Genomic DNA, 23,770 nt, shown 5'->3' with positions numbered 1-23,770 from the left:
GTTCCGCCGGGCGACGGGGGTCCCCCCTGCGCGAGCGAGGCCGAGGGCTTGGGTGCGGGCGGGCAGGAGTCGCCCACCGGGCCGCACCCGGCGGCCGGGGCGAGGCGTCACCGGCGGGCTCCGGCTCCCTGACGGGCCACCGCCTCGCGGTACAGCTCGGCGGTGCCCTGGGCCGCGCGGGCCCAGGTGAACCGGTCCAGGACCCTGGCACGGCCCGCGGCGCCGAGCCGCGCCCGCAGCTCCGCGTCGCCCAGCACCCGCCCGAGCGCGGCGGCCAGCGCCCCCGCGTCGCCGGGCGGCACCGCCAGGCAGGTCTCCCCGTCGGGTCCGGCGACCTCCGGGATCGCTCCGCCCGTCGTCGCGACGAGCGCGGTCCCCGTCGCCATGCCCTCCGCGGCCGGCAGGGAGAACCCCTCGTACAGGGAGGGCACGCAGGCGACCTGCGCGGACCGGTAGAGGTCGACGAGCTCGGCGTCGCTGATGCCCTTGACGAAGTCGACGGCGCCTTCGAGTCCGTACCGCTCGATCGCGGCGGCGACGGGCCCGTCCTCGGCGCGCTTGCCGACGACGACGAGGTGCGCGTCGGGGGTCTCGGTACGGAGCTTGGCGAGCGCCTCGATCAGGTGCACGAGGCCCTTGAGCGGGACGTCGGCGCTGGAGGTGGTGACGATCCGGCCGGGGACCTCGGCGACGGAAGCGTCCGGGGACCACAGGTCGGTGTCGGCGCCGATGTGGACGACCTCGATGCGGTCCTCGCGGACGCCGAGGTGCTCGACGATCTCCTGGCGGGAGGTGCCGGAGACGGTGAGGACGGACGGCAGCCGGCGGGCGACCTTCTTCTGCATGCCGGTGAAGGCGTACCAGCGTCGGACGGAGGCGCGGCGCTTCCAGTCGGCGGCGGCGTCGAGTTCGAGCTGCCGGTCGACGGTGATGGGGTGGTGGATCGTGGTGACGAGCGGCGCGCCGATCGCGCGCGGGCCGCCGAGGAGCCCGTAGCCGAGGGTCTGGTTGTCGTGGACGACGTCGAAGTCGCCGCGGCGGGCGGCGAGCATGCGCCGGGCCCGCAGCGAGAAGGTGAGCGGCTCGGGGAAGCCCCCGGTCCACATGGTGGCGACTTCCAGGGCGTCGATCCAGTCCCGGTACTCCTCGCGCTTCGGCGTCCGGAAGGGGTCCGGGGAGCGGTAGAGGTCGAGGCTGGCTATCTCGGTGAGCGGCACCCCCTCGTCGAGGGTGGGGTACGGCTGGGAGCCGATGACCTCGACGCTGTGGCCGAGGCGGGCGAGCTCACGGGAGAGGTGGCGGACGTAGACGCCCTGGCCTCCGCAGAACGGGTTCCCCTTGTACGTGAGGAGAGCGATCCGCAACGGACCGTCACCCGCGGTGGTGACGCCCTGTCGGGGGCTTGCCTCTATGGCCTCAGCGGTCATGCGCGACCCCCTTCGAGCGTGCGTTTCGCCGGAGCGTAACCGCTCGCGCTAATCTAGAACAAGTTACAGACTTGATCGTTCTTGATCCTTCAAGGAGCACAGAATCTACCGGCAGGTAGCTCCGTGGTGAGAGCCGGAACAGGTGATTCGCGCCACGGCGGCAGCACCGCCATACTGTCGCTCCCCACCGCACGGAACGGGACCTCATGACCGCAGACAGCAGAGCGGACCACAGACCCGCGTCGCCGCCCCTCACGGAGCGCCAGGAGGCGCGCCGCCGCCGCATCCTGAACGCCAGCGCCCAGCTCGCGGCCAGGGGCGGTTTCGACGCCGTGCAGATGCGGGAGGTCGCGGAGGCGGCGGGGGTCGCCCTCGGCACGCTGTACCGGTACTTCCCGTCCAAGATCCACCTGCTCGTGGCGACCATGCAGGACCAGCTCCAGCACATGCACACGACGCTGCGGAAGCGGCCGCCCGCCGGGGCCGACCCGGCGGACCGGGTCGCCGAGACGCTGATGCGCGCCTTCCGGGCCCTGCAACGGGAGCCGCAGCTCGCCGACGCCATGGTGCGGGCGCTGACCTTCGCGGACCGCAGCGTGAGCCCCGAGGTCGACACGGTCTCCCGGCTGACCACCGCGATCATCCTGGACGCGATGGGGGCGGAGCACCCGACGCCGAGCCAGCTCTCGGCGGTCCGGGTGATCGAGCACACCTGGCACTCGGCGCTGATCACCTGGCTGTCCGGGCGCGCCTCGATCGCACAGGTGAAGATCGACATCGAGACGGTCTGCCGACTGATCGACCTGACGGCACCGACACCGCCGACGCCGCCGACGGGCTGAGCGCCGCAGCCGACCCGGGCGGCACCGACAGCGCGAGCGGCGCCCACGACCCGAGCGCCGCCGACAGCGCGAGCGGCGCCCACGGCACGGGCGAAGACCACGACCCGAGCGGCGCCGCCCGTGCCCCGGACGGGGCACGGGCGGCCCCCGGTCAGGGGGTCTTGTTCTTGTTCGCCTCCGCCAGGACCGCGGCGCACTCCTGGCTGCTGTCGACGGCCACGAACATGACCAGCTTCAGCGGGCCCGCCGAGTGGTTGCTGGCCTGGAGCTGCCAGCTGCTCTTCTTCAGCGACTTGATGACCGAGCCGCCCGCGCCCGAGCTGCGCTCCTCGTTCCAGCCGCCCTTGGTGAGGGTCGCGACGGTGTCCGCGTAGGACTTCGCCGGGTCCGCGGCCTTCTCGGCGTCGGCCGTCCAGCTGACCATGCAGTCCTTGGCCTCGGCCGGGATCTGCTCGCCCGAGGCGTCCTGCGTGAAGCCGGCCCCGGTCGCCGCGTCCGTCAGCTCCTTGGTGACGGCCGCGCCGTCCAGTCGCTCGCCGTCCGAGCCGCCCGAGCCGCCGGTCGCGGCCGAACCCGCCGAGGACGAACCACCGGACGCCGAACCGCCCTTGTCCGCACCGCCCTCGCTGCCGCAGCCCGCCACGAGCAACACCACACCGGCAGCCGCGGCCGCCCACATCGCCTTGCGCACAACACTCCCGATTCCGCGCGCACGAAGGCCCGTTGCCCCCGTGACCAAGGGGCCTAGTTTTGCACGCGGGAACGACAGGCCGGCACCGACGGAGCCGAGGACCCCGCCCCACTACTCCTCCGGTGGGTACACCGGCTCCCCGCCGTCCGCCAGGGTGATCAGGATCGCCTCCACCGGGCAGCCCTCCGCCGCCGCCAGGAGGCGTTCGCCCGCGTCCGCCTCCGGCTGCTTCGGATGGGACTGGCGGGCGGTGTCGAGACGGAAGCCGTCCGGGGCGTGGTTGACGCACATGCCGGAGCCGATGCAGACGCTCCGGTCGACCTCGACGCGCCAGCGGTCGCCCATCACGCCCCGCCCTCGTAGCCGCCGGGGAGGTGGATCATCTTGTGCTCCAGGTACTCGCCGAAGCCCTCCGGGCCGAACTCCCTTCCCAGGCCCGAGTTCTTGTAGCCGCCGAAGGGGCCGAGCATGTCGAGGCTGAAGGTGTTGACGTTGAAGGTGCCGGTGCGGACCTGGCGGGCGAAGTCGATGCCGTGCTCGACGTCGCCGGTCCAGACGCTGCCGGACAGGCCGAAGTCGGAGTCGTTCGCGATCCGTCGCGCCTCGGCCTCGTCCCCGTACGGCAGGAGGCAGATGACCGGGCCGAAGATCTCCTCGCGGGCGATCCGCATGGAGTTGTCGACGTCGCCGAAGAGGGTCGGTTCGACGTACCAGCCCCGTTCGAGCCCGTCCGGCCGGCCGCCGCCGGTCAGCAGCTTCGCCCCCTCCGCCTGGCCGATCCCGATGTAGTCGAGGGAGCGCTGCTGCTGGCGCCGGGCGACCAGCGGGCCGACCTGGGTCGCCGGGTCGAGCGGGTCGCCGACGACGAGCGCGCCGGCCGCCGCCGCGAAGGCCTCGGCGATCTCCTCGTACCGCGAGCGGGGCGCGAGGATCCGGGTCTGGGCCACGCAGGCCTGCCCGTTGTTCATCCAGGCGGCAGGGACGATCCCGGCGACGGCGGTCTCCAGGTCCGCGTCCGGCAGGATCACCGCGGCCGACTTCCCGCCGAGTTCGAGGGTGACGCGGGTCAGATTCCGGGAGGCGACCTCCATGACCCGCTTCCCGGCCCCGACGGAGCCGGTGAAGGAGACCTTGTCGACGCCCGGGTGCCCCACGAGGTACTCGCTGACCTCGCGGTCGGCGGGCAGGATCGACAGGACCCCCTCCGGGAGCCCCGCCCCGGCCGCGATCTCGCCGAGGATGTACGAGTCGAGGGGCGACTCCGGCGAGGGCTTGAGGACCACCGTGCAGCCGGCGAGCAGTGCGGGCCCGAGCTTGGCGGCGGCGGTGAACTGCGGCACGTTCCACGGGACGACGGCCGCCACCACCCCGACCGGCTCGCGCCGCACGAGCAGCGGCCCGAGGACCCCGCCGCGCCGCTCCTCATACGGGAAGTCCCGGGCGACGGTGATCGCCGCGTCCCAGACCATCATCGCGCCGAGCGCCTGGGCGAGGACGGACCAGGAGTACGGGGAGCCGTTCTGCGCGCTGATGGAGCGGGCGATCTCCTCGTACCGCACGGCGATCGCGTCCTTGATCCGCGTGACGACCGCGATCCGCTCCTCGACCGTCATCCGCGGCCAGGGCCCTTCGTCGAAGGCCCGCCGGGCGGCGGCCACGGCCCGGTCCACGTCGGCCGGCGACGCGTGCGGGACGCGGCCGATGACCTGCTCGGTGTGGGGGGAGATCACCTCGATGACCCCGTCGCCGAGCGGTTCGGTCAACTCCCCGCCGATGAACAGCTTTCCGTGCTCCACAAGCTCGGTCATGACCGCTGCCTCCCGAGGAGATGAATGAGCCACTGAGTTCCTGACGATGCTTCAGAACTGATACCAGTTCTAGTTATGGTGGGCAATGGCCGTACCGGTACGCAGAGACGAGGACGCTCATGACCCAGGTGACCGAGCACGGCGGAGGCGTCTGGTCCCTGCGGGTGCCCATCCCGGACAATCCGCTGGGCCACACCCTGGTCCACGTCCTCGACACCGACCGCGGCCCCGTCCTCGTGGACACGGGGTGGGACGACCCCGCGTCCTGGGACGAACTCGTCGGCGGGCTCGACGCGTTGGGGCTGTCCGTACGGGACGTGCACGGGGTCGTCATCACCCACCACCACCCCGACCACCACGGCCTCTCCGGCCGGGTCCGCGAGGAGTCGGGCGCCTGGATCGCCATGCACGCCGCCGACGCGGCCGTCGTCCGCCGCACCCGCGCGTCCGAACCGGGCGTCTGGTTCGACTACCTCGCCCGCAAGCTCGCGACCGTCGGCGCCCCCGAGGACCACATCGCCCCACTGCTCGCCGCCCGCGACTCCGGGCGGATGCGGACCCTGCCCGGGCTCCGCTCGGCTCTCCCGGACCGCGAGATCGTCCCCGGCGAACTCCTCGACCTCGCCGGACGGCGGCTGCGCGCCGTCTGGACGCCCGGCCACACCCCCGGGCACGTCTGCCTCCACCTGGAGGAGGAACACCCCTCCCGGCTGCCCGGTCACGGCCGGCTCTTCTCCGGCGACCACCTGCTGCCCGGGATCTCCCCGCACATCGGACTGTACGAGGACCCCGACGAAGCCACCGAGACCGACCCGCTCGGCGACTACCTGGACTCCCTCGAACGGATCGGCCGGCTGGGCGTCGCCGAGGTCCTCCCCGCCCACCAGTACGCCTTCACCGACGCCGCCGGACGCGTCCGCGAACTCCTCGACCACCACGAGGAGCGCCTCACCGGCCTCCTCGGCCTCCTCGCCGTCCCGCTCACCCCGTGGCAGCTCGCCGAGCGCATGGAGTGGAACCGCCCCTGGGAGCAGATCCCGTACGGCTCCCGCAACATCGCCGTCAGCGAGGCCGAGGCCCATCTCCGCCGCCTGGTGAAGCTCGGCCGCGCCGAACCGGTGCCGGGCACGGACCCCGTCACGTACCTCGCGGTGTGAGGGCCCGCCTCAGGCCTTGAACAGCCGGACGAGGGACATGACCAGGACCAGCGGGGAGATGCCGCCGCCGAGCACCATCACCGGGATCGCCACCCACCACAGCCAGTGCTGACCACCGTGCTCGTAGGAGTCGTAGCCGTTGTGGACGAACAGGAACCAGAGGAGGTGCAGGGTCAGCACGGCGATCAGGGCGATCCAGTAGAGGGCGACCCCGGCCGACCACAGCCGGACCCGGCCGGGCCGGACCGTGAGCAGCCGCCCCCGGTAGCCGTGGAGGCCGACCGTCGCGGCGACCAGGAGCAGCGTGGCGGGGAAGCGCCACCAGTCGTCCATCGCCCACTGGTAGGGGCCCTGCGCCTGGTCGGAGAGGGACGGGTACGTCTGCGCCCGGTCCAGGAGGTCGACCCCGCCCACGAGGAAGGCCACCATCGGCACCAGGTAGAACAAGCCGAACAGGGGCCTGCCCAGACCCGTGGTCAGCGTCCGCACGGCGCGCTCCCGCGCGGTCGGCACCGCCGTCGAGCGGGCGCGGGCCCGCGGCTCGGCGGCCGGCCCCCGGACGGCGGCCCGGCTGCGGGGCGCTTCGGACGGCCGCGCGGGCGCGGGCACGGACGGCCGCGCGGCGGGTTTCGGGGCCGGCTTCGGGGCGGTCCCCAGGTCCTGCTCCTGCGGGGGCAGGACGGCCGTCGGGGGCGGGGCGGTGGGCGGCAGGGCGACGGTGACGGCGGTCGCCGGGGTCGGCGTCGGCTCCGGTTCGAGTTCCGCCTCCGCGTTGAGCAGCTCCTCCGCCTTCTGCGCGATGGCCGCGACCACGGGCGCCGGCAGCCAGCTGCCCGACTCCTCCCGGTGGGCGTCCGCCGTCGCGGCCAGCTCCGCCACCGGCGGGCGGTCGTCCGGCCGCTTGGCCAGGCAGCGCCGTACGAGCTCCGCGAACGGCCCCTCGACCCCGGTGAGGTCGGGCTCGTGGTGGACGAGCCGGTACAGCAGCTCCGCCACCGAGCCGCCGCCGAACGGCCCCCGCCCGGTCGCCGCGAACGCGAGGACCGCGCCGAGCGAGAAGAGGTCCGCGGCGGGCCCGACCGTCCGCCCCTCCGCCTGCTCGGGCGACATGAACCCCGGCGAGCCCACGACCAGGCCCGTGCCCGTCAGGGCGGTCTCGTCGGCGGAGCGCGCGATGCCGAAGTCGATGAGCAGGGGCCCGGACGGCGAGAGCAGCACGTTGGACGGTTTCACGTCCCGGTGCACGAGCCCCGCCCGGTGCACGCCGTCGAGGGCGTGGGCGAGGCCGGAGAGCAGCCGCCACAGGGCCGGTTCGGGGAGGGGTCCGTGCGCCAGGACCGCCTCGGACAGCGCGGGCCCCGGCACGTACGCGGTGGCCAGCCAGGGCACCTCCGCGTCCGGGTCGGCGTCGAGGACCGGGACCGTGCCGGCTCCGCGTAAGGACTGGGCGGCCCGCACCTCGCGGGCGAAGCGCGTACGGAATCCCGGGTCCCCGGCGAGCGCGCCGTGCACGACCTTGAGCGCGACCGTCCGGCCGCCCCGCGAGCGGCCCAGGTAGACACGGCCCATGCCGCCCTCGCCCAGTCGGTACAGGAGCCGGTAGGGACCGATCCCCCGCGGGTCGCTCTCGGACAACGCCCGCATTCCGCACCCCCGTGAAGACACCGTCGTCATGCTTCGTGGCGGCGCCAGCATGGCACAGTGATCACCTCCCGGGCAGCCGGTTCCCGCCCCCGGTGTGAGGCGCCTCGCACCCCCGGGGCGGCGGGCGTACGGGCCGGTAGAGTGAGCGGGTCGTCATCATGCCCGTACGGGGGGAAGCCGGTGCGAATCCGGCGCTGACCCCGCAGCCGTGAACCGTCTCCCCCTGGAGCGGCAAGTCGGAATGCCCCGCCCGGGACGTGACCGCCGGCACCGTCGAGGAATACGGAGCCGGAGCCTGGTGCCCCCGAGGCGTGCCGGTGCCCGGCCGCAGGAGAGGGCCCCATGAACACCGTCCGCCGCAGCGCCGCCGCGCTCGCCGCCGCCGCCGTCGTGCTCGGCACCGCAGCAGCCGTCCCGGCCGCCGCCGCGCCGTCCCCGACCCCCTCGACCGGCACGCTCCCGCCCGGCCTGTACGGCACGAAGGACCCGACGTACGACGGCGTCTGGCGGCAGTCGCTCGCCTTCCTGGCGCAGCGCACCACCGGCTACCAGCCCGCCGACCGGTCCGTGAGCTGGCTCCTGGGCCAGCAGTGCGCCGACGGTTCGTTCGCCTCGTACCGCGCGGACGTGTCGAAGCCCTGCGACGCGCAGACGATGCGGGACACCAACGCCACCGCCGTCGCCCTCCAGGCGCTCCGCGCCGTGCGCCGCCAGGCCGCCGCCCCCGAGTCGATCGACAAGGCCGTCAAGGCCGGCTCCGACTGGCTGCGGACCGTGCAGAACAAGGACGGCGGCTGGGGCTACGGCGCCGGGGGCGCCAGCGACGCCAACTCCACCTCGGTCGTCGTCGGCGCGCTCGCCGCGATCGGCGTGAAGCCCGGCTCGTTCACCTCCGCCGAGGGCCGCACCCCGTACGACGCGCTCCTCACCTTCGCGCTGCCCTGCTCGGACAAGGAGGGCGCCGGGGCGTTCGCCTACCAGCCGGACAAGACCGGCAAGCTCCTCGCGAACGCCGACGCCACGGCGGCGGCCACCCTCGCCGGGCTCGGCAAGAGCGTCGTCGCCCTGAAGGCCTCCCCCGAGCAGCCGCCGGCCTGCGCCGACCTGTCGAAGCCGACCGTCGAGCGGGCCGCGCTGAACGGCGCCTCCTACCTGGCGAAGGCCCTCGCGAAGACCGGCCACCTGACCCTGCCGCCGATGCCCGGCGCCACCGACGCCACCGAGCAGCCCGACATCGGCAACACCGCCGACGCCGTCGTCGCGCTCGCCGCCTCCGGCGCCGCGAAGCAGGCCGAACCGGCCCTGACCTGGCTGGAGAAGAACTCCGCCGCCTGGGCGAAGGAGGGCGGCCCGGCCGCGTACGCGCAGCTGATCCTGGCGGCGCGGGCGACGGAGACCGACCCGCGGGAGTTCGGCACGGCGGACCTGGTCGAGCAGCTCAACGCGACCGGCCCCGCGCCCAAGACGCCGGACACCTCCGCCTCCTCCACCAGCGACGAGGAGGAGTCCGGCTTCGACATCTGGTGGATCATCGGCATCGGCACGGTCGTCGGCGTCGGCATCGGCTTCCTCGTGAGCGGCCGCAAGAAGTGACCGCGCGGACGAAGCGCGCGGGCACGAGGCTCGCGGGCGGGATGGCCGGCGCGCTGCTCACGCTGACGGCGTTCGCCGCGGCTCCCGCGCAGGCGGCCGGTTACCGCTACTGGTCGTTCTGGGAGAGCGACGGCGGGAAGCCCTGGGCGTACGCCACGCAGGGCCCGGCGACCGCCCGGCCCGCCGACGGCGACTCCCTCGGCTTCCGCTTCGCGATCAGCAACGGCACCGAGGACACCTCCCTGCCCTCCGTGGCCCCCGACTTCGCGGGGATCTGCGAGGGCGTGGAGAAGAAGGACGGCAGCAAGCGGATCGCGGTCGTCGTCGACTTCGGCGGCCCCGTGGACGCGCCGCCCGGGGAGACGCCGCCGGAGAAGCCGGTCATGGTCGGCTGCGCGGAGGTCCGCGAGGACGCGACGGGCGCGGAGGCGCTGGCCGCGGTGGCGAAGCCGCTGCGGTACGACAGCGCGGCCATGCTGTGCGGCATCGCGGGCTACCCGGCGCGGGGCTGCGGCGAGCAGGTCGAGGAGACCGGGCAGAAGCCCCCGGAGCGGCCGGCCGCGCAGGAGTCCCAGGGCCCAGGCCCCTCCGTCGGCGTGCTCGTCGGCGGGGCGGCGGTCCTGGCGCTCGGCGGGGCGGCGATCTGGAAGGCCCGCCGACGGGGATGAGCGAGGCCCGTGGTGAGCCGACGGGGCCGGCCCGTGCCGTCCGGACGTCCCCGGCCCGTGGCGTGCACACGTCCCCGGCCCGTGCCGTGCGGGCGTCCCCGGCCCGTGGCGACGAGCCCCGCGCGTCGGCGTCCCCGGCCCGTGGCGACGAGCCCGGCCCGTCGGCATCCCCAGCCTGCGGCGACGAGCCCCGCGCGTCGGCATCCCCGGCCCGTGGCGACGAGCCCCGCGCGTCGGCATCCCCGGCCCGTGGCGACGAGCCCCGCGCGTCGGCATCCCCGGCCCGTGGCGGGTCGGGGTCCCGGCGCCGGTCCGGCCCGGTGTCCTCGGCCCGTGGTGTGTTCGCGGCCCCCGAGGCGAGCCGGGCCAACGCGCTGCACGCGGGCGCGTGGTGGCTGTGGGCCCTCGGCCTGGCCGTCGCCGCCTCCCGGACCACCAACCCCCTGCTGCTCGGACTGCTCGTCGCAGTGGCCGGTTACGTGGTGGCGGCCCGCCGCACGGACGCGCCCTGGGCCCGCTCGTACGGCGCGTTCGTGAAGCTGGGCCTGTTCGTGGTCGGCCTGCGGGTCGTCTTCTCCCTGCTCCTCGGCTCCCCCATCCCCGGTGAGCACGAGCTGTTCACGCTGCCCGAGGTGCCGCTGCCGGAATGGGCGCAGGGCGTACGGATCGGGGGCCGGGTGACGGCCGAGCAGCTGGTCTTCGCGCTGTACGACGGCGCCAAGCTGGCGACCCTGCTGATCTGCGTGGGCGCCGCCAACGCGCTGGCCAACCCGGCGCGGCTGCTGAAGTCGCTGCCGGGGGCGCTGTACGAGGCGGGGGTCGCCGTCGTCGTGGCGATGACCTTCGCGCCGAACATGGTCGCCGACGTGGCCCGGCTGCGGACCGCCCGCCGGCTGCGCGGCCGGCCCACGGGCGGGGTGCGGGCGGTGCTCCAGATCGGCCTGCCGGTCCTGGAGGGGGCGCTGGAACGGTCGATCGCGGTGGCGGCGTCGATGGACGCGCGGGGCTACGGGCGCACGGCCCGGGTCCCGGCAGCGGTCCGGCGCACCACGAACGTCCTGACCCTGGGCGGGCTCCTCGGCGTGTGCGCCGGCTCGTACGGGCTGCTGGCGGCGGAGGGCGCGACGTACGGGCTGCCGCTGCTCGGCGCCGGGCTGTTCGCCGCCATGGCCGGGCTCCGGCTCGGCGGGCGCCGCACGGTCCGTACCCGCTACCGGCCCGACCGGTGGGGCGCGCGGGCCTGGCTGGTCGCCGGGTCCGGGGTGGCGGTCGCGGTCCTGATGATCTGGGCGAACGTCTACGACCCGGAGGCGCTGCACCCCGGGGTGGTCCCCCTGGAGGCACCGGAGCTGCCGCTGTGGCCCGCGGTGTCGGTCCTGGTGGGCCTGCTCCCGGCGTTCGTGGCGCCGAAACCCAAGGAGAGCGTGTGATCCGCTTCGAGAACGTCTCGGTGACGTACGAGGAGGGCGCCGAGCCGACCCTGCGGAAGGTGGACCTCACGGTCCCCGAGGGCGAGCTGGTCCTCCTCGTCGGCCCGTCGGGTGTCGGCAAGTCGACCCTCCTGGGCGCGGTCTCGGGCCTGGTCCCGCACTTCACGGGCGGCACCCTGACCGGCCGGGTCACGGTCGACGGCCGCGACACCCGCACGCATCCGCCGCGCGAGCTGGCGGACCTGGTGGGCACGGTGGGGCAGGACCCGTCGGCGCACTTCGTGACCGACACGGTCGAGGACGAGCTCGCGTACGGCATGGAGTCCCTGGGGCTCGCGCCCGGCGTGATGCGCCGCCGCGTGGAGGAGACCCTGGACCTGCTGGGCCTCGCGGAGCTCCGCGACCGCCCGATCGCCACACTCTCGGGCGGGCAGCGCCAGCGGGTGGCGATCGGTTCCGTCCTGACCCCGCACCCCAAGGTCCTCGTCCTCGACGAGCCGACGTCCGCGCTGGACCCGTCGGCGGCGGAGGACGTCCTCGCGGTGCTCCAGCGGCTGGTGCACGACCTGGGCACGACGGTCCTGCTCGCGGAGCACCGCCTGGAGCGGGTCGTCCAGTACGCGGACCAGGTCCTCCTCCTGCCGGACGCGGTGATGGGTCCGCCGGCCGAGGTCATGTCCGTGTCCCCGGTGCACCCGCCGGTGGTGGCGCTGGGCCGGCTGGCGGGCTGGGAGCCGCTGCCGCTGACGGTACGGGACGCGCGGCGCCGGGCGGCGCCGCTGAAGGCGAGGCTGGAGGGCCGGGTCCCGGATCCCGGGCCCCAGGCGGCCCCGTCGGCGTTCGAGGCGCGGGGGTCCGGGGGCGGGGCCCCCGGTTCCGGGAAGGGGCGGGGCGGGGGAATCAACCCGTTCAAGCGGCGTCGCACCCAGCCCGCCGCCCCCACCGCGCCCCTCCTCCTCACCGATGGCCTGGGCGTGCGCCGAGGCCGCGTCGAGGCGCTCCGTCGCGTCGACCTCCAGGTCGCCCCCGGCGAGACCGTCGCGCTCATGGGCCGCAACGGCGCCGGCAAGTCCACGCTGCTGTCCACCCTCGTCGGCATGATCGAACCGACCACCGGCACCGTCCGGATCGCCGGCCGCGCACCGCACCGCACCGCGCCCGGCGAGCTGATCCGCCAGGTCGGCCTGGTGCCGCAGGAGCCTCGGGACCTGCTGTACGCGGACACCGTGGCCGCCGAGTGCGCGGCGGCCGACGGGGACGCGGGCACGGCGCCCGGGACCTGCCGCGCCCTGGTGGAGGAGCTGCTCCCGGGGGTGGCGGACGACACGCACCCCCGCGACCTGTCCGAGGGCCAGCGGCTCGCGCTCGCGCTGGCCGTCGTCCTGACCGGCCGCCCCCCGCTGCTGCTGCTCGACGAGCCGACCCGCGGCCTCGACTACGCGGCGAAGGCCCGGCTGGTGGCGCGGCTGCGCGGCCTCGCGGCGGACGGGCACGCGATCGTGCTGGCCACGCACGACGTGGAGCTGGCGGCGGAGCTGGCGCACCGTGTCGTGATCATCGCGGACGGTGAGGTCGTCGCGGACGGCCCGACGGCGGAGGTCGTCGTGTCCTCGCCCGCGTTCTCGCCGCAGGTGGCGAAGATCCTCGCCCCGCAGCCGTGGCTCACGGTCGAGCAGGTGGAGGCGGCGCTGTGAGGTCGTCTCGTCCGGTCCGTCTGGGCCCCCGCTCGGTGGCGGCGCTGACCCTGGTCTCCCTCGTCGGGGTCCTGGCCTTCTGCTGGCCGCTCTTCGCGGACGCCGGCTCGGCGGTCACCTCGCACGCCGGGGACGCGCCGTGGCTGTTCGCGGCGCTGCTGCCGCTGCTCGTCGCGGTGGTGGTGGCGACGATCGCGGACTGCGGGATGGACGCGAAGGCGGTGGCGATGCTGGGCGTGCTCGCCGCGGTGGGCGCGGCGCTGCGTCCGCTGGGGGCGGGGACGGCCGGTCTGGAGCCGATGTTCTTCCTGATGGTGCTGAGCGGCCGGGTCCTGGGGCCGGGCTTCGGCTTCGCCCTGGGCTCGGTGACGATGTTCGCGTCGGCGCTGCTCACGGGCGGTGTGGGGCCGTGGATGCCGTTCCAGATGCTGTCGATGGGCTGGTTCACGATGGGCGCGGGGCTGCTGCCGGGCCCGGACCGGCTGCGGGGGCGGGCCGAGCTGCTGATGCTGTCCGCGTACGGGTTCGTGGCGGCGTTCGCGTACGGCACGGTGATGAATCTGCAGGGCTGGGTCCTGCTCCAGGGCCTGAGCAGCGGCATCTCCTTCGTACCGGGTGCGCCGCTCGACGAGAACCTGGTCCGTTTCCTCGCCTACGTCCTCGCCACGTCCCTCGGCTGGGACCTCGGCCGGGCCGCCCTGACCGTCGTTCTGACCCTGACCGTCGGCGGCGCGCTCCTGAGGGCGCTGCGGCGGGCCACGCGACGGGCGAACTTCGAGGCCCAGGTCACATTCGAGGCGCCGGAAACGCCCTCTGCGGGTGAGGCGCCTCATAGGACCTACGTCACGTACGAGCGGGAGTAGTAGACCCACACACCGGGCCAAACCACCCCACACCCGCGTATGACCTGCACAAACGCCACACAGTCACCTGCCCCCGTTGGCCCCCCGGGTCCGAACCTTCCTCGTACAGGGGGTCATTGCGCCGGGGTTCCAACGCTGCTTCTCTGGTGGACGTCGCCAGGCAGCCGGTGCTCATCGCAGCGCCACGGACAGCCGGTCTCCCCCAGCTCCCGGGTCTCCCGGGCTCTGGTTCCGGCTTGCCGAAAACGCCTGGCGCGCCCCTTGTCCCCGACGTTAGGTCGAACCTTGATCCGCTCGCTCACCACTCGTGCCTCTGCCCGCAACAAGAAGATCGCCGTCTCCGCAGCCGTGCTGCTGGGCGCGTCGGGTGCGGTGCTCGGCACGACGGGCTCGGCTTCGGCCGCCAGCCCGCAGGAGCTCGCTCGTCAGATCGTCCCCGCCAACCAGTACGCGTCGTTCAGCAAGATCGTCGAGCACGAGTCGCACTGGAACCACACCGCGACCAACTCGTCCAGCGGCGCCTACGGCCTGGTCCAGGCCCTGCCGGCCTCGAAGATGTCCTCGGCCGGTTCCGACTGGAAGACCAACCCGGCCACCCAGATCAAGTGGGGCCTCAACTACATGAACGAGCGCTACGGCTCCCCGAACGCCGCCTGGGCGTTCTGGCAGGCCAACGGCTGGTACTAAGAAGCACCCCTGCCGCACAGCGCATCCGCAAGGCCCCGCCCTCCTCTCGGAGGGGCGGGGCCTGCGGCGTTTTCCGGGCCCCCCCGGGGCCGGTCAGAGCCGCTGGATGATCGTCCCCGTCGCGAGCGCCCCGCCCGCACACATGGTGACGAGCGCGAACTCCTTGTCGGTGCGTTCCAGCTCGTGCAGGGCGGTGGCGATGAGCCGGGCGCCGGTGGCGCCGACGGGATGGCCGAGGGCGATCGCGCCGCCGTTGACGTTGACCTTCTCCAGGTCCTGGTCGAAGACCTGTGCCCAGCTGAGCACCACGGAGGCGAAGGCCTCGTTGATCTCGACGAGGTCGATGTCCTTGAGCGACATGCCGGCCTTGCCGAGCACCGCGCGCGTCGCGTCGACCGGCCCGTCGAGGTGGAAGTGCGGGTCGGCGCCGACGAGGGCCTGGGCGACGATCCGGGCGCGGGGGCGGAGCTTGAGGGCGCGGGCCATGCGCTTGGAGGCCCACATGAGGGCGGCGGCGCCGTCGGAGATCTGGGAGGAGTTCCCCGCGGTGTGGATCGCGGTGGGCATGACGGGCTTGAGGCGGCCCAGGCCTTCCATGGTGGTGTCGCGCAGGCCCTCGTCCCGGTCGACGAGCCGCCACATGCCCTGTCCGGCGGCCTGCTCCGCCTCGGTGGTGGGGACCTGGACGGCGAAGGTCTCGCGCTTGAAGCGCTCCTCGGACCAGGCGGTCGCGGCCCGTTCCTGGGAGAGCAGGCCGAGGGAGTCGACGCGTTCGCGGGTGAGGCCGCGCCGGCGGGCGATGCGCTCGGCGGCCTCGAACTGGTTGGGCAGGTCGACGTTCCACTCGTCGGGGAACGGCTTGCCCGGGCCGTGTTTGGAGCCGGAGCCGAGCGGGACGCGGGACATGGCCTCGACGCCGCAGGAGATCCCGATGTCGATGACGCCGGCCGCGACCATGTTGGCGACCATGTGGCTGGCCTGCTGCGAGGAGCCGCACTGGCAGTCGACGGTGGTGGCGGCCGTCTCGTAGGGCAGGCCCATGGTGAGCCAGGCGGTGCGGGCGGGGTTCATGGACTGTTCGCCGGCGTGGGTGACGGTGCCGCCGACGATCTGCTCGACGCAGTCGGCGTGGATGCCGGTGCGGCCGAGGAGTTCGCGGTAGGTCTCGCCCAGGAGGTAGGCGGGGTGGAGGTTGGCGAGCGCGCCTCCGCGCTTGCCGATGGGGGTGCGTACGGCTTCGACGATGACGGGTTCCGCGGCCATGGGCTCGTCCTCTCCTCGACCGGTCGGGGTGTCCCGGCACCCCGGTCGGTCGGCGTCACGGGGAACTAGTACGCGTTCTAGTTCTGAGTGCAGTCTTATGACTGCTACCGCCGGTACGCAAGGGTCCGGGAAGCAACAGTTCCCGCTCCGCCCCTTGCTACTTGTAGAACTCGTTACTAACTTTCCCGGCAACTTCTGATGGTCCATCAGATATGGAGAGTGTTGCCGATGGCCTGCCCGCATCTCCCCGGAGGACAGCTCCCCCAGGGACTCCCCGAGGGGCTCCCCGAAGGGTTCGACGCCACCGACCCCGACCTGCTCCGCGACCGCGTCCCCTTCCCGGAGTTCGCCCGGCTGCGGCAGACCGCCCCCGTGTGGTGGTGCCCCCAGCCCGCCGGCGTCACCGGCTTCGCGGACGGCGGGTACTGGGCGGTCACGCGCCACGCCGACGTCAAGTACGTCTCCACCCACCCCGAACTGTTCTCCTCGAACGAGAACACCGCCGTCATCCGCTTCAACGAGCACATCACCCGGGACCAGATCGAGGTCCAGAAGCTGATCATGCTCAACATGGACCCGCCCGAGCACACCCGGGTCCGCCAGATCGTCCAGCGCGGCTTCACCCCGCGCGCGATCCGGAGCCTGGAGACCGCCCTCCGCGACCGCGCCCGCGCCATCGTGGAGGAGGCCGGGAACGGCACCGACGCCGACGGCACCTTCGACTTCGTCACCCGGGTCGCCGTCGAACTCCCCCTCCAGGCCATCGCCGAACTCATCGGGGTCCCCCAGGAGGACCGTTCCCGGATCTTCGACTGGTCGAACAAGATGGTCGCGTACGACGACCCCGAGTACGCCATCACCGAGGAGATCGGCGCCGAGGCCGCCATGGAACTCATCGGCTACTCGATGAACATGGCCGCCGCCCGCAAGGAGTGCCCCGCCACCGACATCGTCAGCCAGCTCGTCGCCGCCGAGGGCCAGGGCAACCTCTCCTCCGACGAGTTCGGCTTCTTCGTGCTGCTGCTCGCCGTCGCCGGGAACGAGACCACCCGCAACGCCATCAGCCACGGCATGCACGCCTTCCTCACCCACCCCGACCAGTGGGAACTCTTCAAGCGCGAGCGCCCCGCGACCGCCGCCGAGGAGATCGTGCGCTGGGCGACCCCCGTCGTCTCCTTCCAGCGGACCGCGACCCAGGACACCGAACTCGGCGGCCAGAAGATCCGCAAGGGCGACCGGGTCGGCCTCTTCTACTCCTCCGCCAACAACGACCCCGAGGTCTTCGCCGACCCCGAGCGCTTCGACATCACCCGCGACCCCAACCCGCACCTCGGCTTCGGCGGCGGCGGACCCCACTTCTGCCTCGGCAAGTCCCTCGCCATCAAGGAGATCGAGCTGATCTTCCACGCGATCGCCGACGCCCTGCCGGACCTCACCCTCGCCGGGGAACCGCGCCGGCTGCGGGCCGCCTGGCTGAACGGGGTGAAGGAACTGCGGGTCCGCACCTCGGCGTGAACCGCACGCGAGGAACCGGAATCCGACCGGCCGCGTCCGACCCCACATGCGGGGGACCCACAGAAACATCCTGACCATCGTCATCGCGCTGCTCGCGCTCCAGCTCGGCTCGCTCGTCGCACCGGCGTACGCCTGCGGCTGCGGCGCCATGATCCCGGACAAGGCCGAGCGGATCGGCGTCGACCGGGAGGAGTCGGCCGTCCGCTGGGACGGGCGCACCGAGACCGTCGTCATGCGCTTCCGCGTGCACGGCAACGCCCGTCGGGCGGCCTGGATCATGCCGGTGCCGGGCCGCGCCGACGTCACCCTCGGCGACCCGGAACTCTTCGACGCGCTCGACCGGCTCACCGAGCCCGAGCAGCGCGACCGCTTCCACTTCTGGCCGCGCGAGGGCGACTGGCCGTTCGACGCGACGAACGGGGACGGCGCCGCCGCCGCGCCACCGGGCGGGGGCGGCGTCGGCGTCGTCGGGCGCGAACGGCTCGGCCCCTTCGACGTGGCCCGGCTCACCGCCACCGACCCCGACGCCCTCGGCGACTGGCTGCGCGCCAACGGCTTCGAGCTGCCCGAGCGGCTCACCGGCGCGCTTCGGCCGTACGTCGCGCAGAAGTGGGAGTACGTCGCCGTGCGCCTGGCCCCGCAGGAGAAGGGCACGCCGCTGTACGGCGAACTGACCCCGCTGCGGATCTCCTTCGCCTCCCGCGAACTCGTCTACCCCATGCGGCTCTCCCGCCTCGCCCGGACCCCGCAGACCCTCGGCTTGTACGTCCTCGCCGACCACCGCATGGAGCCCCGCTCCCCCATCGGCGGCGACCGCCCGGAGGTCACCTTCGCGGGCCGGATCGAGCGGCCCGAGGGCCCGGTGGCGGCGCTGACGGGCGCCGCGCCCGTCCGGCTGACGGTCCTGGAGCAGACGTTCCCCGACCCGGCCAGGATCGACGACGACCACCGTCTGCGGACCGTCGCCGACACCCCGTACCGCCAGGTCGAGTACACCGACCGGCTGCTCACCGTCGGCGGCGGCATCCCGGTCTGGCTCCTGACGGTCGGCGCCGGGGCCCTGCTCGCGGCGCTGCTCGCCGTACGAGTGACAAGGCGCCGCCCGGGCGTCGGCACGGGTGTACGTTCGGCCGCATGACGAACCCTCAATGGACCGCGGTCGACCAGTACTTCGCCGGCACCATCGCCCCCGAGGACGAGGCGCTGACGGGCGCGCTCGCCGCCTCCACGGCGGCGAGCCTGCCCGAGATCGCCGTCGCCCCCAACCAGGGCAAGCTGCTCCACCTGCTCGCCCTGATGCAGGGCGCCCGGAACATCCTGGAGATCGGCACCCTCGGCGGCTACAGCACGATCTGGCTGGCCCGCGCGCTGCCCGCCGACGGCCGGCTGATCACCCTGGAGTACGACCCCGCCCACGCGGACGTCGCCCGCGCCAACATCGCCCGCGCCGGCCTCGACAAGGCCGTCGAGGTCAGGACGGGCGCGGCCCTCGACACCCTGCCCCGGCTGGAGGCGGAGGGCGCGGGCCCCTTCGACCTCGTCTTCATCGACGCGGACAAGGTCAACAACCCGCACTACGTGGCCTGGGCCCTGAAGCTCTCACGGCCGGGCACGGTGATCATCGTCGACAACGTGGTGCGGAACGGCGCCGTCGCGACCCCGGACCCCGACAACCCGGCGATCACCGGCACCCGCGAGATGTTCGACCTGATCGCCGCCGAACCCCGCCTGGACGCCACGGCGGTCCAGACCGTCGGCACGAAGGGCTACGACGGCCTGCTGCTCGCCCGCGTCGTGGCCTAGCCGCTACTTCCACTCGAAGATCGAACCGGACACCTTCCCACTCTCCTCGGTGTCGAACTCGAACAGTCCGCACACCCCGTTGAGCCGGGCGAAGTCGGCGGCGGCGGTCTCGTAGAAGAGGGCGCCCCGCCAGCTCACCCCGCCGGTTTCGTTGAAGTGCCCCACGCCGGTGCCGTGCCAGGTGATCGTCTGTCCGTCGCGGGTCATCGTGACCCCCTGCCCCTCACCGAAGAGGGTGCCGTCGGCCTGGGAGACCGACTCGTACGTCCCCATGTCCTTGACGGCCACACCGAGCAGCGTGCCCGTCGCCTGGAACGAGGCCTCGACGACGGCATGACCGCCGTCCGTGGACAGCACCCGCAGTCCGGTCGTCTCTCCCTGGATCGTGCCGAGCTCCTCGCCGAGCATGACGGGACTCCTCTCGTCCTGGAATCCCCCTGGTTCCGGACTACGCCCGCCGACGGGGATCGTCAAACGGGACGGCGGAGCCCCGGGCCCTATCCTGCCCTTCATGAGCATCGTGAAGATCAACGTCCTGACCGTCCCGGCCGAGCAGCGCGAGGTGCTGGAGCAGCGGTTCGCCGCCCGTGCCGGCTCCGTCGAGGGGTCCGACGGCTTCGAGTGGTTCGAGCTGCTGCGCCCCCTGGAGGGCACCGACCAGTACCTGGTGTACACGCGCTGGCGCAGCGAGGAGGACTTCCAGAACTGGATGAACGGCTCCATGAAGGCCGCCCACCAGGGCGGGGGCGAGGGCGGCGAGCGGCCCAGGCCGGCCGCGTCCGGCTCCACCCTGTGGTCGTTCGAGGTCGTCCAGCAGGCGTCGCCGAAGTAGCGCCTCCGCGCGGCCGCCGGGAAATTCGGGCGCGCGCCCGGGCGTGCGGGCCGAGAATGGCCCGCATGACCTGGATCTTCTCCCCCGAGCGCGTCGACACCCCGGACGCGACCTCCCTGCGGCGCGACTACTACGACGACGTCGCGAGCCGCTACTGGAAGCGGCCCGCCACCGAGGCCGAGATCGACGAGGGCCTGAGCAACGACGGGGTCGAGCAGCTGACCCCGCCGACCGGGCAGTTCCTGGTGGCCCGGTTCGAGGGGAAGCCGGCCGGCTGCGGCGGGGTCCTGATGCTGGACGGCGAACGCGCCGAGCTGACCCGGGTCTTCCTGCGGCACGCCTTCCGGGGCGCGGGCGGCGCGGGCGGTCTGCTGCGCGCGCTGGAGGCGGAGGCGCGCGGCCTCGGCGCGCGGCGGATGGTCCTCAACACGCGCCTCGACCTGGTGGAGGCGCGCGCCCTGTACACGCGGCACGGGTACGCGGAGATCCCCGCCTACTGCACCGGTCCCTACATGGACGTCTGGTACGGCAAGGAGCTCTGAGCCCCGGCGCGTTCAGGCGCGGTGGTCGCGGGGCGGTTCGGGGGTGTGGGGCCGCTCCGCGTCCGAGCCGCACAGCTCCGCCGTCAGCTCCTCGACCAGCTGCACGAGGTCGGTGGGCCGGTCGGGCCCCCACCAGTCGCCGAGGAGTTCGGCGAGCGACTCCTCCCGCGCCTCGGCCAGCACCGTCGCCGCCCGCACCCCGTCCTCGGTGAGCGTCAGCTGCACGCCCTCCCGGGTCACCAGGCGCCGCTCCTCCACCTGCCGGGACGCCTCCGTGATCACCTTCAGCGGTACGGGGGTGGTCTCGGCGAGCCGGGTGGGCTCGACGGTCCCGTGGCGGCGGACCCGCAGCAGCAGCCAGCTCGCGGCGGGCTGCAGGTCGAGCCCTGCGCGGTCGGTGATCTTCACGTAGATCTCCTTGCGGCCCTCCCTGGAGCCGAGGACGGACAGGGCGCGGGCGCACTCCTCGTACGAGGAGCGCTCGACGGGGTTGGAGGCGAGCGTCTGGCTGGTGTCGGGCGCGGTGACCGAGGCCCGCAGCTTGTCCTCCTTCAGGAACCAGGCGATGACGAAGGCGACCAGGACGACGGGGGCCGCGTACAGGAAGACGTCCGTGATGGACGTGGCGTACGCGTGCAGGACGGACGGCCGCAGCTCCGGCGGGAGCTCGGCGATGGCACGCGGGTCGGCCGCGACCTGCCCGGGGCCGACGCCGGGCGGCAGCTCCGTACCGGCGCTCGCGAACACCTCGTCGAGCTTGTCCATGAGCCGGTTGGTGAAGATCGTGCCGAACACGGCGACGCCGAACGACGCTCCGATGGAGCGGAAGAACGTGGCGCCGGAGGTGGCGACGCCGAGGTCCTCGTAGGAGACGGCGTTCTGCACGACCAGGACGAGGACCTGCATGACGAGGCCGAGGCCCGCGCCGAAGACGAAGAAGCAGACGCTCATCGACCAGGTCGAGCTGGTCTCCGTCAGCTGGTGGAGGAGGAGCAGGCCGATCCCGGTGAGGGCGGTGCCGGCGATCGGGAAGACCTTCCAGCGGCCGGTGTGGGAGACGATCTGGCCGGACGCGGTGGAGGTGATCAGCAGGCCGAGGACCATCGGCAGCATGTGGACGCCGGACATCGTCGGGGTGACGCCCTGCACCACCTGGAGGAAGGTCGGCAGATAGGTCATCGCACCGAACATGGCGAAGCCCACGACGAAGCTGATGACCGAGACGAGGCTGAACGTCCGGATCCGGAACAGCTTGAGCGGCAGCACGGGCTCGGCGGCCCGCCGTTCGACGTACACGAACCAGACGAGCAGGACGGCGCCGAGGACCGCGAGGCCGATGATCTGCGCCGAGCCCCACGCCCAGGTCGTGCCGCCGAGGGAGGCCACGAGCACGAGGCAGGTGGCGACCGCGGCGATGAGGAAGGTGCCGAGGTAGTCGATCGTGTGCCGGGTGGACCGCACGGGGATGTGCAGCACCGCGGCGATCACGAAGAGGGCGACGATCCCGATCGGCAGGTTGATGTAGAACACCCAGCGCCAGGACAGGTGCTCGGTGAAGAGACCGCCGAGCAGCGGGCCGAGGACGCTGGTGGCGCCGAAGACCGCGCCGAACAGGCCCTGGTACCTGCCGCGCTCCCGGGGCGACACGAGGTCGCCGACGATCGCCATCGACAGCACCATGAGGCCGCCGCCGCCCAGGCCCTGGAGCGCGCGGAAGGCGATGAGCTGCGGCATGTTCTGGGCGATGCCGCAGAGGGCCGAGCCGATGAGGAAGAGGACGATCGCGCCCTGGAAGAGCTTCTTGCGGCCGTACTGGTCGCCCAGCTTGCCCCAGAGGGGGGTCCCGGCCGTGGAGGCGAGCATGTACGCGGTGACCACCCAGGAGAGGTGCTCCATGCCGCCGAGCTCGCTGACGATGGTCGGCAGCGCGGTGGAGACGATCGTCTGGTCGAGGGCGGCGAGCAGCATGCCGAGCAGCAGCGCGCCGATCGCGACGAGGACGGTCCGGTGGCTCTGCCCCTCACCGGGCACGGAGGCGTCGCCGAGCTCGGACGGGCGTGTGTCCTGGGCCATGGGGTCTCCGTCTCCGTGTCCGGGTCGCGCTGGCCCCTCCATCCTGGTCGGAATGTCCCGTTACGGCCTGCGGAGGGGTACATCCGTTCGCCCGGCGGACAGGGGCGGGCTGCATAATCGCTCGCAGTTGTCTCAGGGGAGGGGACCCATCATGACCGGACATGTCTGTCCTGAATGCGGTGTACACAGACCTGGCTGCGCCTGCGCCAGGGCGGCGGGCCTGGCCGCCGAGGTGGCGGCGGCGGAGGACTTCGACCCGCTGCGGATCAGGCCGTACGTGACCCTGGACGACTCGACGGCGCACCTTCCGGCGTACGCCCCGGAGGACCCGACCGCACGCGTACCGGCCTATGCCCCGGAGGACCCGACCGCGGCCGTACCCGCCTACACGCCGGAGGACCCGCCGACCACCCAGCTGGCGGCGATCCGCCCGGAGACCGGTCACCCCGGCGCTCCCACGGGTGACGCCTCCGAGACGATGCCGCTGCTGCTGCGCGGGATCGGGGACGTACCGCCCGCGCAGGGGCACGCGACGAGCGGGCACGGGTACGGGCATGGGAACGGGCACGACCGGCGTGAGCCGGCCCGGGCACGGGGCCGGAAGCGCGGCGCGGTGGTCGCCGCGGTGGCCGCCGTCGCCGTGGCGGGCACGGCGGCCCTGGCGGCGGCCGTCCTCGGCGGCGCGGACGAGACCGACGACCGGGCGGCCGTACCCGAGGTGACGACGAGCGCGTCGCTGAACGTCGCCGTGTCGGAAGCACCGTCCCCCTCCTCCTCTTCCGCGACGCCGGAGCCGACCGCCTCGTCCCCGACCCCGGGCCGGACGTCCGCGCCGCCGTCCGCCACCCCGTCCCCGAGCCGTGGCAGCGCGAGCCCGAGCGCCTCGGCAAGCCAGGCCGCCCCTCCGGCGGCGACCGCGTCCGCGACCCCGACGGCCACCGCGCCGACGACGGACACGCCGTCCGCGCAGCCGCCCCAGGAGACCGAGGAGGTGGCGGTCACGCTGAACATCGGCTCCACGGGAGCGGAGGTCGTCGAGCTCCAGGCGCGGCTCACGCTGGCGGGGGCGTACCACGGCGACGTGGACGGGGAGTACGACCAGGAGGTCTGGCGCGCGGTGAGGAGCTACCAGAACTGGATGTACATCCAGGGCGACCCGAAGGGTGTGTACGGCCCCCACACGCGCGAGGCCCTGGAGCGGAGCACCTGGCTGTAAGGGGTGGTCGGCCGACCGGTTG

22 protein-coding genes and 1 riboswitch are annotated in these 23,770 nt (G+C 73.5%); of the genes, 14 read left to right on the top strand and 8 right to left on the bottom strand.

The window, feature by feature from the left end; translation table 11 throughout:
* Positions 1 to 107 precede the first annotated feature (107 nt).
* A complete protein-coding gene (locus tag ABTY59_RS06800; protein WP_352017813.1) occupies positions 108 to 1,427 on the bottom strand; it encodes a glycosyltransferase family 4 protein in 1,320 nt (439 codons plus the stop codon).
* 206 nt (positions 1,428 to 1,633) lie between these two features.
* Here ABTY59_RS06800 and ABTY59_RS06795 point away from each other — a divergent pair, with 206 nt between their 5' ends.
* Positions 1,634 to 2,269: a TetR family transcriptional regulator gene (locus tag ABTY59_RS06795; RefSeq protein ID WP_352017812.1), complete on the top strand. Its 636-nt coding sequence runs from the start codon at positions 1,634 to 1,636 to the stop codon at positions 2,267 to 2,269.
* Positions 2,270 to 2,420: 151 nt separating this feature from the next.
* Here ABTY59_RS06795 and ABTY59_RS06790 read toward each other — a convergent pair whose 3' ends face one another.
* The 3 genes from ABTY59_RS06790 to ABTY59_RS06780 form a co-directional block, all read right to left on the bottom strand.
* On the bottom strand, positions 2,421 to 2,960 hold the full coding sequence (locus ABTY59_RS06790) for a hypothetical protein (RefSeq protein WP_352017811.1): 540 nt from the start codon (positions 2,958 to 2,960) through the stop codon (positions 2,421 to 2,423).
* A 111-nt stretch (positions 2,961 to 3,071) separates the two neighbouring features.
* Positions 3,072 to 3,305, bottom strand: coding sequence for a ferredoxin (locus ABTY59_RS06785; protein WP_352017810.1), 234 nt, complete (start codon positions 3,303 to 3,305; stop codon positions 3,072 to 3,074).
* Positions 3,305 to 4,768 (bottom strand): aldehyde dehydrogenase, encoded by a 1,464-nt coding sequence (locus ABTY59_RS06780; RefSeq protein ID WP_352017809.1) that lies wholly within the window; start codon positions 4,766 to 4,768, stop codon positions 3,305 to 3,307. The genes ABTY59_RS06785 and ABTY59_RS06780 overlap by 1 nt, the downstream gene beginning before the upstream one ends.
* Positions 4,769 to 4,887: 119 nt before the next feature.
* On the opposite strand from ABTY59_RS06780, the gene ABTY59_RS06775 reads away from it, so the two are divergent.
* Positions 4,888 to 5,925: a Strvi_7410 family MBL fold metallo-hydrolase gene (locus ABTY59_RS06775; RefSeq protein ID WP_352017808.1), complete on the top strand. Its 1,038-nt coding sequence runs from the start codon at positions 4,888 to 4,890 to the stop codon at positions 5,923 to 5,925.
* Between the two features lie 9 nt (positions 5,926 to 5,934).
* Here ABTY59_RS06775 and ABTY59_RS06770 read toward each other — a convergent pair whose 3' ends face one another.
* Positions 5,935 to 7,560, bottom strand: coding sequence for a protein kinase domain-containing protein (locus ABTY59_RS06770; protein WP_502995335.1), 1,626 nt, complete (start codon positions 7,558 to 7,560; stop codon positions 5,935 to 5,937).
* Between the two features lie 179 nt (positions 7,561 to 7,739).
* A riboswitch (cobalamin riboswitch) is annotated at positions 7,740 to 7,816 on the top strand.
* A gap of 95 nt (positions 7,817 to 7,911) precedes the next feature.
* Here ABTY59_RS06770 and ABTY59_RS06765 point away from each other — a divergent pair.
* From ABTY59_RS06765 to ABTY59_RS06740, 6 genes are all read left to right on the top strand, one after another.
* Positions 7,912 to 9,162, top strand: coding sequence for an SCO2321 family membrane protein (locus ABTY59_RS06765; protein ID WP_352017806.1), 1,251 nt, complete (start codon positions 7,912 to 7,914; stop codon positions 9,160 to 9,162).
* 41 nt (positions 9,163 to 9,203) lie between these two features.
* Positions 9,204 to 9,830 (top strand): SCO2322 family protein, encoded by a 627-nt coding sequence (locus ABTY59_RS06760; RefSeq protein ID WP_502995339.1) that lies wholly within the window; start codon positions 9,204 to 9,206, stop codon positions 9,828 to 9,830.
* A 320-nt stretch (positions 9,831 to 10,150) separates the two neighbouring features.
* Complete coding sequence (locus tag ABTY59_RS06755; RefSeq protein ID WP_352017804.1) at positions 10,151 to 11,260, top strand: energy-coupling factor transporter transmembrane protein EcfT; 1,110 nt, start codon at positions 10,151 to 10,153, stop codon at positions 11,258 to 11,260.
* Positions 11,257 to 12,954, top strand: a complete 1,698-nt coding sequence (locus ABTY59_RS06750) for an ABC transporter ATP-binding protein (protein WP_352017803.1) — start codon at positions 11,257 to 11,259, stop codon at positions 12,952 to 12,954. The genes ABTY59_RS06755 and ABTY59_RS06750 overlap by 4 nt, the downstream gene beginning before the upstream one ends.
* A complete protein-coding gene (locus ABTY59_RS06745; RefSeq protein WP_352017802.1) occupies positions 12,951 to 13,817 on the top strand; it encodes an ECF transporter S component in 867 nt (288 codons plus the stop codon). The genes ABTY59_RS06750 and ABTY59_RS06745 overlap by 4 nt, the downstream gene beginning before the upstream one ends.
* 285 nt (positions 13,818 to 14,102) lie before the next feature.
* Positions 14,103 to 14,504, top strand: a complete 402-nt coding sequence (locus tag ABTY59_RS06740; protein WP_352017801.1) for an aggregation-promoting factor C-terminal-like domain-containing protein — start codon at positions 14,103 to 14,105, stop codon at positions 14,502 to 14,504.
* 93 nt (positions 14,505 to 14,597) lie between these two features.
* On the opposite strand, the gene ABTY59_RS06735 is transcribed toward ABTY59_RS06740, so the two are convergent.
* Complete coding sequence (locus tag ABTY59_RS06735; protein WP_352017800.1) at positions 14,598 to 15,767, bottom strand: steroid 3-ketoacyl-CoA thiolase; 1,170 nt, start codon at positions 15,765 to 15,767, stop codon at positions 14,598 to 14,600.
* Between the two features lie 228 nt (positions 15,768 to 15,995).
* Between ABTY59_RS06735 and ABTY59_RS06730 the strand changes: the two genes are divergently transcribed.
* Genes ABTY59_RS06730 through ABTY59_RS06720 form a run of 3 tightly spaced genes read left to right on the top strand, consistent with a single transcriptional unit; the run spans position 15,996 to position 19,085 of the window.
* On the top strand, positions 15,996 to 17,282 hold the full coding sequence (locus ABTY59_RS06730; RefSeq protein ID WP_352017799.1) for a cytochrome P450: 1,287 nt from the start codon (positions 15,996 to 15,998) through the stop codon (positions 17,280 to 17,282).
* A 46-nt stretch (positions 17,283 to 17,328) separates the two neighbouring features.
* Complete coding sequence (locus tag ABTY59_RS06725; RefSeq protein ID WP_352017798.1) at positions 17,329 to 18,420, top strand: DUF2330 domain-containing protein; 1,092 nt, start codon at positions 17,329 to 17,331, stop codon at positions 18,418 to 18,420.
* Positions 18,417 to 19,085, top strand: coding sequence for an O-methyltransferase (locus ABTY59_RS06720; protein WP_352017797.1), 669 nt, complete (start codon positions 18,417 to 18,419; stop codon positions 19,083 to 19,085). Before ABTY59_RS06725 ends, ABTY59_RS06720 begins: the two co-directional genes overlap by 4 nt.
* 3 nt (positions 19,086 to 19,088) lie before the next feature.
* Here the strand turns inward: ABTY59_RS06720 and ABTY59_RS06715 are convergent, their stop codons facing one another.
* A complete protein-coding gene (locus tag ABTY59_RS06715) occupies positions 19,089 to 19,493 on the bottom strand; it encodes a hypothetical protein (protein WP_352017796.1) in 405 nt (134 codons plus the stop codon).
* 103 nt (positions 19,494 to 19,596) lie between these two features.
* On the opposite strand from ABTY59_RS06715, the gene ABTY59_RS06710 reads away from it, so the two are divergent.
* Together ABTY59_RS06710 and ABTY59_RS06705 are read left to right on the top strand one after the other, a co-directional pair.
* Complete coding sequence (locus ABTY59_RS06710) at positions 19,597 to 19,917, top strand: antibiotic biosynthesis monooxygenase family protein (RefSeq protein ID WP_352017795.1); 321 nt, start codon at positions 19,597 to 19,599, stop codon at positions 19,915 to 19,917.
* 56 nt (positions 19,918 to 19,973) lie between these two features.
* Positions 19,974 to 20,459 carry a GNAT family N-acetyltransferase gene (locus ABTY59_RS06705; RefSeq protein WP_352017794.1) on the top strand — a complete coding sequence of 162 codons (486 nt, stop codon included), beginning with the start codon at positions 19,974 to 19,976 and terminating at the stop codon, positions 20,457 to 20,459.
* Positions 20,460 to 20,471: 12 nt separating this feature from the next.
* Here the strand turns inward: ABTY59_RS06705 and ABTY59_RS06700 are convergent, their stop codons facing one another.
* Positions 20,472 to 22,532: an MDR family MFS transporter gene (locus ABTY59_RS06700; protein WP_352017793.1), complete on the bottom strand. Its 2,061-nt coding sequence runs from the start codon at positions 22,530 to 22,532 to the stop codon at positions 20,472 to 20,474.
* A 151-nt stretch (positions 22,533 to 22,683) separates the two neighbouring features.
* Here ABTY59_RS06700 and ABTY59_RS06695 point away from each other — a divergent pair, with 151 nt between their 5' ends.
* Positions 22,684 to 23,748, top strand: coding sequence for a peptidoglycan-binding domain-containing protein (locus ABTY59_RS06695; protein WP_352017792.1), 1,065 nt, complete (start codon positions 22,684 to 22,686; stop codon positions 23,746 to 23,748).
* Positions 23,749 to 23,770: the final 22 nt, after the last annotated feature.

Origin of the sequence: Streptomyces sp. NPDC096079, from assembly GCF_040303145.1 — a bacterium.
GTDB lineage: Bacteria > Actinomycetota > Actinomycetes > Streptomycetales > Streptomycetaceae > Streptomyces.
Note: the sequence above shows the minus strand (reverse complement) of the source record. Positions and strands in the feature narration are given on the sequence as shown.

Excerpts from the sequence above, each read along its gene's own strand:
- ABTY59_RS06800 (WP_352017813.1), bottom strand. The coding sequence starts at position 1,427 with ATGACCGCTGAGGCCATAGAGGCAAGCCCCCGACAGGGCGTCACCACC.
- ABTY59_RS06795 (WP_352017812.1), top strand. The coding sequence starts at position 1,634 with ATGACCGCAGACAGCAGAGCGGACCACAGACCCGCGTCGCCGCCCCTC.
- ABTY59_RS06785 (WP_352017810.1), bottom strand. The coding sequence starts at position 3,305 with ATGGGCGACCGCTGGCGCGTCGAGGTCGACCGGAGCGTCTGCATCGGC.
- ABTY59_RS06780 (WP_352017809.1), bottom strand. The coding sequence starts at position 4,768 with ATGACCGAGCTTGTGGAGCACGGAAAGCTGTTCATCGGCGGGGAGTTG.
- ABTY59_RS06775 (WP_352017808.1), top strand. The coding sequence starts at position 4,888 with ATGACCCAGGTGACCGAGCACGGCGGAGGCGTCTGGTCCCTGCGGGTG.
- ABTY59_RS06765 (WP_352017806.1), top strand. The coding sequence starts at position 7,912 with ATGAACACCGTCCGCCGCAGCGCCGCCGCGCTCGCCGCCGCCGCCGTC.
- ABTY59_RS06760 (WP_502995339.1), top strand. The coding sequence starts at position 9,204 with ATGGCCGGCGCGCTGCTCACGCTGACGGCGTTCGCCGCGGCTCCCGCG.
- ABTY59_RS06735 (WP_352017800.1), bottom strand. The coding sequence starts at position 15,767 with ATGGCCGCGGAACCCGTCATCGTCGAAGCCGTACGCACCCCCATCGGC.
- ABTY59_RS06730 (WP_352017799.1), top strand. The coding sequence starts at position 15,996 with ATGGCCTGCCCGCATCTCCCCGGAGGACAGCTCCCCCAGGGACTCCCC.
- ABTY59_RS06725 (WP_352017798.1), top strand. The coding sequence starts at position 17,329 with ATGCGGGGGACCCACAGAAACATCCTGACCATCGTCATCGCGCTGCTC.
- ABTY59_RS06720 (WP_352017797.1), top strand. The coding sequence starts at position 18,417 with ATGACGAACCCTCAATGGACCGCGGTCGACCAGTACTTCGCCGGCACC.
- ABTY59_RS06715 (WP_352017796.1), bottom strand. The coding sequence starts at position 19,493 with ATGCTCGGCGAGGAGCTCGGCACGATCCAGGGAGAGACGACCGGACTG.
- ABTY59_RS06710 (WP_352017795.1), top strand. The coding sequence starts at position 19,597 with ATGAGCATCGTGAAGATCAACGTCCTGACCGTCCCGGCCGAGCAGCGC.
- ABTY59_RS06705 (WP_352017794.1), top strand. The coding sequence starts at position 19,974 with ATGGCCCGCATGACCTGGATCTTCTCCCCCGAGCGCGTCGACACCCCG.
- ABTY59_RS06700 (WP_352017793.1), bottom strand. The coding sequence starts at position 22,532 with ATGGCCCAGGACACACGCCCGTCCGAGCTCGGCGACGCCTCCGTGCCC.
- ABTY59_RS06695 (WP_352017792.1), top strand. The coding sequence starts at position 22,684 with ATGACCGGACATGTCTGTCCTGAATGCGGTGTACACAGACCTGGCTGC.